Origin of the sequence: Microbispora corallina, assembly GCF_016863035.1 — a bacterium.
Taxonomy (GTDB): domain Bacteria; phylum Actinomycetota; class Actinomycetes; order Streptosporangiales; family Streptosporangiaceae; genus Microbispora; species Microbispora corallina.
Window position 1 is genome coordinate 1 of the sequence record NZ_BOOC01000078.1, and the last position, 5,966, is coordinate 5,966.

Consider the following 5,966-nt stretch of genomic DNA (forward strand, 5'->3'; position numbering starts at 1 on the left):
GGGCGATTGGGGCTCCTCGGCGGCCAGCGAGTCGATGTGCTCCTCCAGGGAGCCGACGGCCCGGATCGCCTGTGCGAACGAGCTGCGGCCGTCCGCGAAGCGTCGGTACAGGTCGTTCGCGGCCCGGTCGCCGTCGAGCGACACGCCGACCTTGACCCCATTCTCGGCGAACACGTCCAGGACTGTGCCGCGGCACTGCCCGCATGTGGATTTCAGATGCCGGGAGGCATGAGGGCAGGATGGCGACGGTCACGAGGGCGGCGAAGATGAACGCGCCCTGCCACGCTTCCGCGCTCATGCCGGCGCCAGTTTCATACGGACCACGAGGGGTTCCTTCCTGAGTTAGGCCGCGAGCTCGAGCACGGCGGCCGTCTTCGGCTTGCGCTTCATCCGCTTGCGGTCGGTCTCGGTGGTGCCGCCCCACACGCCCAGCTCGCCGTGGTCGAGGGCCCACTGCAGGCACTCGGCAATGACGGGGCAGCCGCGGCAGATCGCCCGGGCGCGCGGCGTGGTGCCGCGCCCGTCGTCCTCGGCGAAGAAGACGTCGCCGTCCGTCTCGGGGCAGACGGCGTAGTCCATCCAGGCGGTTGCGGGGTCGCGGGCGAGCGCGTACAGCTCGGCCATCTCGTCGGCAGTCATGTCACCCTCCGTGGTGATCTATCGGGTCTGCGGATGTCCGCCGGTCCGCCTGCGGGATGTCCGCGCGGTTGTCCGCCGGACATCGCCCCCGCGCCCGCGCGTGCGCGGGCGCGTGTGGAGCCCCCTCCCCGGGGGCGGTGGGGGAGGGGAGGGGCGCCCGCGGGAGGCGGTCACGATCCGTCACCCCGCCGCCGCGCGGCCGGCTCCGCCTCCAGGGCCACCACAGCCCCTAGGAGGTCGTCAGGGGGGCTGGCCAGGCGCCATACGCCCCTCCCCGCCGACCGGATCAGCCCCTCCCCGCGCCAAAGCGGCAGCCGGTCTGTGGCATACGTCCGCGACCTTCCCTGCTCCGCCGCCGCCGCTACGACGTCGCCGGTGCGGACGTCGCCGCCGCGCGCCGCGACAAACACCGCGCACATCGCCTCCAGCGCCGGATCCGCCGCCGGCGCGTCGAGCCGTTCGGACACCACGACCCGGCGCGGGGGAGTGGCCGCAGCGACCGGCCGCAGCGGTGTCACGTTCGCCGCGCGCCCGGCGGCGCCCAGCTCGCGCTGCGCGGGGGAGCAGTACGGCAGCAGGTGGTCCGGCAGATCCGCCCACCGGTTCGCGTAGTGCGGCAGTTCCCGCGCGGTCTCCGGTTCCAGGGCCGGCGCCAGGCCCATCGTCTCCGCGGCCGCCCGGGCGAGGTCCTTGTCGGTCACCTCCGGGGTGTGGAGCAGTCGGGGGCGCCGCTCTCCGCTGAGCTGGAGGTAGAACACGCCGGTCGGCAGGAGCGTGGTGTCGATCCGGTTCCACTGCTTGAGCAGGAACTGGGCGTCGGCGCGTTCCTGCATGCGGCCGGCGACCCGCCGGGTGAACAGCGGCCGCAGGTCGGGGTGGAGCGATCCTTGCGCGAGGTATTGGGACGCGGCTTCCACGCCGATGCCGGGGGCGCGCCCTTTGGAGCCGACCTCTTTGGCGGCCTCGACGATCGTCCTGTTCTGTGGGGTCTTGCCCCAGGCGGTGGCGAACTCGTCGAACAGGATCAGCACGGCGGGGCGTTTCGGCGACAGGGGGAGTTTCTGGTTGTCCTCCGGCCGCAGCAGACGCCCTCGCGCGGGGACCATGGTCGCGGCGTCGGTGAACAGCTCCTCGACTTGGCGGCGGTTCACGGCGAGCCGATCGAGCCGCGGCAGGATCGAGGCGAACGTCATGCCGTCGTTCTTCAGGTCTGCCGCCCAGATGAGCACGTCGGGGCAGTACGCGCGTAGGTAGGCGATGAGGCGTAGCAGGTTCGACTTCGCGCTGCCGGGCTCGCCGCCGTACAGGCCGCGGGTCATGCCCTCGGGCGCGTACTGCTCGATGAACAGGTCCCGGCCGTCGTCGTCGACGCCCTGCCAGATCGGGTCGTACACGGAGGCGGGGATCGGTGCTTGGTCCAGGCGGACGGTGCGGGCCTGGATCTTGCCGTCCTGGAAGGTGAGGACGATTCGGTTGGATGCGGTCGAGGCCGGGTCCTGGCGGACGTCTCGGATGCTGCCGTCGGGCCAGCCCATCCCGGACTCGATTTTCCGGCGCAGCCGGTCGACGTCCTCGCGGGTGGTGCCGAGCGGCAGCCGCAGCGGGAAGTCCACCCGCCGGCCGTGCAGGTGGGGCGGGGAGGTGAGGACGACGCCGGCGGCGCCGAGCCCGGCCAGGGCCGCGGGTAGCTGGGCCGCCCAGTTGCGGCAGCGGGCCCGTAGCCGCCTCCAGGCGCGCGCGTCCGGGTGGACGGTCCAGGCGATCGCCGCGGCGGCGGTCAGGCCCAGCCACGTCCGGCCGAGAACGCCGCCGGGCGCCCAGGTGGTCGCGGCCGCGGCCCACGCCCCGAACAGTGCGGCGGCTCCGGTGAGGGCGTCGGCGTGCTCGGCGGCCAGACCGCGGCGGGCCCAGGCGTGCCGCAGGACTGCGACGCCGCCGGCCCAGGCGAGGCCGGTCGCCCACCACGGCGCGTGGGCGAGGTGCCCGGCGGTGCTGGCGGTGAGCGCGGCCAGGCCGAGCGCTCCGGGGGCGAGCTGGTCGCGGTGCGGCCACAGGATCCGCCGCCAGGTCCAGCGGACGACCCGGGCAGCGCGCATGGCGAGCTTCGCCGAGGCGCGGGCGATGCCCCACACGATCGCGGGGACGCTGTCCGACGGTGGCTCCGGCTGAGCGGCCGGCGCTGGGTCGGGGTGGTGCTGGGGCGGCACGGTCATCGACCTCGGGCGCTTATCGCGGTCACGACCACGGCCACGACGATCGGCGTGCTCACGAGGAGGGAGATGATCAGGGCGATGAAGAACATCACTCACCACCGCCTGCCGGGCCCTGCCCGTTGGCGGCGGCGACCAGGTCGCCCCAGCGGACGGGGCGGTCAGAACGCGGTCCCGGGATGCTGTTCTGTGGTCCCGTCGCGGGTTCGCCGCCCCGCTCCTCGGCGGGCTGGTCGAGGTCGGCGGCGGGCGGGGCAGACGGCTGCGTGTTGGAGTCCTCCTCGGTCGTCTCTCCGGCGCGGTCCGCGCGCACGTCGGCCTGGATCTGTTCCGCCTCCCGCTCGGTGATTCTCCAGTGGGACGCCAGGCTTCGGCGGCCCGCCCGCCGGCGGCCGGGCGTCAGGCTGTCCTCGTACTCCCACGCGGCCGCCTCGTACCGGTCGCGAGGGAGTACGCGCTCGACCTGCACCACCTCCACCGGCACCTCGCGGTCCCGGTACACGACCTTTTCCACGACCCGCTCCGCGGGCGGCTGCGTGGTGCGCCGGCCGGTCCGTACGAGCCACATCAGCAGCTCGTAGGCGCCGACGAACGCGACCGGGGCGAGGGCGCTGAGCAGGCGCGATCCCGCTCCGCCCTGCCAGCCGTAGGCCACGTTGGCCACCAAGGTGACCACTCCGCCGAGGGCGAGCGCGACCCACGCCAGCGCCGGGACGGGCAGGCTGCGGCGCGAGCAGTAGACCATGACGAGGCTCGCCATGGCGATCACGCCGTCGGACATGGCCGGGTAGAGCACGGCCATGTCGTGCCGCTCTCCCAGCGCCACGGCCAGCTTGTAGAAGTGGTGGTACGACACGTACGCGGCGGCGGCCGCGACGCCCAGCAGCACGGCGATGGCCGCGGCCCGTATGAGCCGGTCCCCGCCCGCCCCCATACCTGTCGCCGGCGCGGGCGCAGGGGGCGGCACGCGGCGGACCCGACGAGCCCGGACCGGCGCCGTGAGGAGTCGCCAGATCCGAGGGAAGGCGCGCCGCCCGCACCCCGCCGGTCGGGGAGCGGTGGGGCCTGTCGCGGGGAGCGGGTTGTTCGTAAGGTCATGCATCGAATCGGGCCTCTCCTTGTCAGGGGTCCGGTGGGTAGAAGCCCCGCCCGGTGCCAGCCGGGCGGGGTCTTCTGCCTTCAGGGGATGGGTGCGAGCTGACGCGTCGTGGTCAGCGGGGACGGCTCGCCACTGGTGACCCAGCCGGTGCGGCTGGCCGTCGCCGCGGCGTGAAAAGCGCGCCTTGCGGCGCGCTCGAGGCGGTCCCGGCCGGGCTGGTCCGCGCACCAGCCCGGCCGGAGAAGGGAGTGGCCCCGGGGCAGGCGTGCCGTCCCCGGGGCCTTTGGCCCGCCCGGCCCGGAAGTAGGGCGGACCGGTCGCCCGGCGCGGCTCGCCCCGCTGCCGGACGTAGGTGGTGGCCCTACCGCAACCCCCCAGGTCTTAGGCAGGGCCACCTGTCTGGTTGCCCCGCCGGCCGTGGACGACAGAGCACGGCACGGCGGGGCGCCCTCCTGCCGCGACGGGGGCTGCGCGGCAGGAGGGCAGTTCATGGGAGCGGCTCGGGCCGCATGTCGCGCAGCTCGACGACAGCGAGCTTCGCGAGGACGTCGGTGAGCCGGGCGAACTCGTCCCAGCCCACGTAGACGTTGCGCTGCGCCTCAATCGCCTCGCCGTCCGGGCCGTCACGGAACAGGTCGCCGAGGACGCCGACTGGTTCGGCGGCCGCCACGGTGCACAGGAGCGGGGCGCTGCTGAGCTGGGGGCACATCTGCAGGGACAGCGGGATGCAGTCCCGGCAGGTCGGCGGCGCGGTGGTGCCGAGGCGGTCCTCGCCGATCGGCTGGTAGACCCGCTCGGTCAGGAGCCAGGGGAGCCGGCCGTCGGACTGGGCAGCTGGCCGTTTGCAGACCTGGCACCAGCCTTTCGCCAGGCATTCCCACTGGCGGCGGGTGTTCAGTCGCTTCCACCGCACGCTGCCGCGCTGATGGGTGCGGACCCGCGCTCGCAGGACCCCATCGACCCAATCGGAGCGGCGGGGGTCGACGAATTCCAGCCGAGGCCCGCCGGAGGGTCGGTGCTCCCGGAATGTCAGCCGCTGCGGGACGAGTTCCTCGGAGTAGGCCAGGACGTAGGGGACGATCGGCGGCGCGGTCGTGGTCACCGGAGCTCTCCGACGGTCATGCTCGGTTCCCGCAGTTCCGCCCAGGCCATGTGCCCTTCCGCGGTACGGCTGCCGCCCCAGGACGCGGCGTGCGTGGACACCTCCGCCCACTCGGCGCCCTCGCCTCCGGTGACCGGGTCGCCAGGGTCGCGGACCTCGACCCGAAGACCTCGAGCCAGCGGCGTGATGGTGACCGCGATCAGGCCGTCTTCCGGAGTGCGGGGTATGGCGTTGGCGACGAGACGGGCCACGACGAGCTCGCACTCATCGGCGAGCCGGGGATGGTGCTGCCGCGCGGCGGTGCGCGCCCAAGGGCGCACCGTGTCGGCGGCCTCGGGGACGCCAGGTAAGGACTGCTCGTACATCGGGGGAACCGCCTCAAGCTGGTGACACCGATTAGGGTCAGTGGTCTCAGTTTGCAAGCTGGGGGCACAGCCTGTCAACCTGGTCTTTGTGGATCAGGACCGCCCGCTATGGCTGCGTATCGTCGAGCAATTCCGGCAGAAGATAAGAAGTGGGGAACTTCCGCCCGGAGCTCGGCTGCCGTCCCGCCCCGAGATCATGCGCGACTTCGGAGTGTCGGACGCCGTCGCCAAGCAGGTCGCCCGGGTCCTGATCTCCGAGGGCCTCGCCGTGGCGAAACCCGGCTCGGGCACCTACGTCCGGGAGCGGCCCCAGCTTCGGCGGCTCATCCGCGCCTGGTACCGCGCCACGCGAGCTGGCAGCCCTTTCGCTGCGGAGATGGAGTCGCAGGGACGCCGGGCAGCGTGGGACTACGACTCCCGTACGGAGCAGGCGTCGGAGCACATCCGGGAGCGGCTCCGCTTGGACGAGCCGGCCGGGGACGAGATCGATGTGCTTCGCACCGAGTACGTCTTCTACGCCGACGGCGAGCCGGTCATGCTGTCCACCAGCT

6 protein-coding genes are annotated in these 5,966 nt (G+C 73.3%); 1 reads left to right on the forward strand and 5 read right to left on the reverse strand.

What is annotated here, in order from left to right; genetic code table 11:
• Nucleotides 1–342: 342 nt before the first annotated feature.
• The 5 genes from Mco01_RS38515 to Mco01_RS38535 form a co-directional block, all read right to left on the reverse strand.
• Entirely contained in the window at nucleotides 343–639 is a 297-nt protein-coding gene (locus Mco01_RS38515) for a WhiB family transcriptional regulator (protein WP_204061764.1), read from the reverse strand.
• 170 nt (nucleotides 640–809) lie between these two features.
• On the reverse strand, nucleotides 810–2,852 hold the full coding sequence (locus Mco01_RS38520) for a hypothetical protein (protein WP_204061765.1): 2,043 nt from the start codon (nucleotides 2,850–2,852) through the stop codon (nucleotides 810–812).
• Nucleotides 2,853–2,940: 88 nt separating this feature from the next.
• Nucleotides 2,941–3,783, reverse strand: a complete 843-nt coding sequence (locus Mco01_RS38525) for a DUF2637 domain-containing protein (protein WP_204061766.1) — start codon at nucleotides 3,781–3,783, stop codon at nucleotides 2,941–2,943.
• A 652-nt stretch (nucleotides 3,784–4,435) separates the two neighbouring features.
• Nucleotides 4,436–5,050: a hypothetical protein gene (locus Mco01_RS38530; RefSeq protein ID WP_204061767.1), complete on the reverse strand. Its 615-nt coding sequence runs from the start codon at nucleotides 5,048–5,050 to the stop codon at nucleotides 4,436–4,438.
• Complete coding sequence (locus Mco01_RS38535) at nucleotides 5,047–5,415, reverse strand: ATP-binding protein (RefSeq protein WP_204061768.1); 369 nt, start codon at nucleotides 5,413–5,415, stop codon at nucleotides 5,047–5,049. The genes Mco01_RS38530 and Mco01_RS38535 overlap by 4 nt, the downstream gene beginning before the upstream one ends.
• An 88-nt stretch (nucleotides 5,416–5,503) precedes the next feature.
• Between Mco01_RS38535 and Mco01_RS38540 the strand changes: the two genes are divergently transcribed.
• Nucleotides 5,504–5,966: GntR family transcriptional regulator (locus Mco01_RS38540; RefSeq protein WP_204061769.1), on the forward strand; the 463-nt coding region annotated here is incomplete at its 3' end.

Bases quoted from the DNA above. Each gene is read 5' to 3' on its own strand.
- Mco01_RS38515 (WP_204061764.1), bottom strand. From the start codon at position 639: ATGACTGCCGACGAGATGGCCGAGCTGTACGCGCTCGCCCGCGACCCC.
- Mco01_RS38520 (WP_204061765.1), bottom strand. From the start codon at position 2,852: ATGACCGTGCCGCCCCAGCACCACCCCGACCCAGCGCCGGCCGCTCAG.
- Mco01_RS38525 (WP_204061766.1), bottom strand. From the start codon at position 3,783: ATGGGGGCGGGCGGGGACCGGCTCATACGGGCCGCGGCCATCGCCGTG.
- Mco01_RS38535 (WP_204061768.1), bottom strand. From the start codon at position 5,415: ATGTACGAGCAGTCCTTACCTGGCGTCCCCGAGGCCGCCGACACGGTG.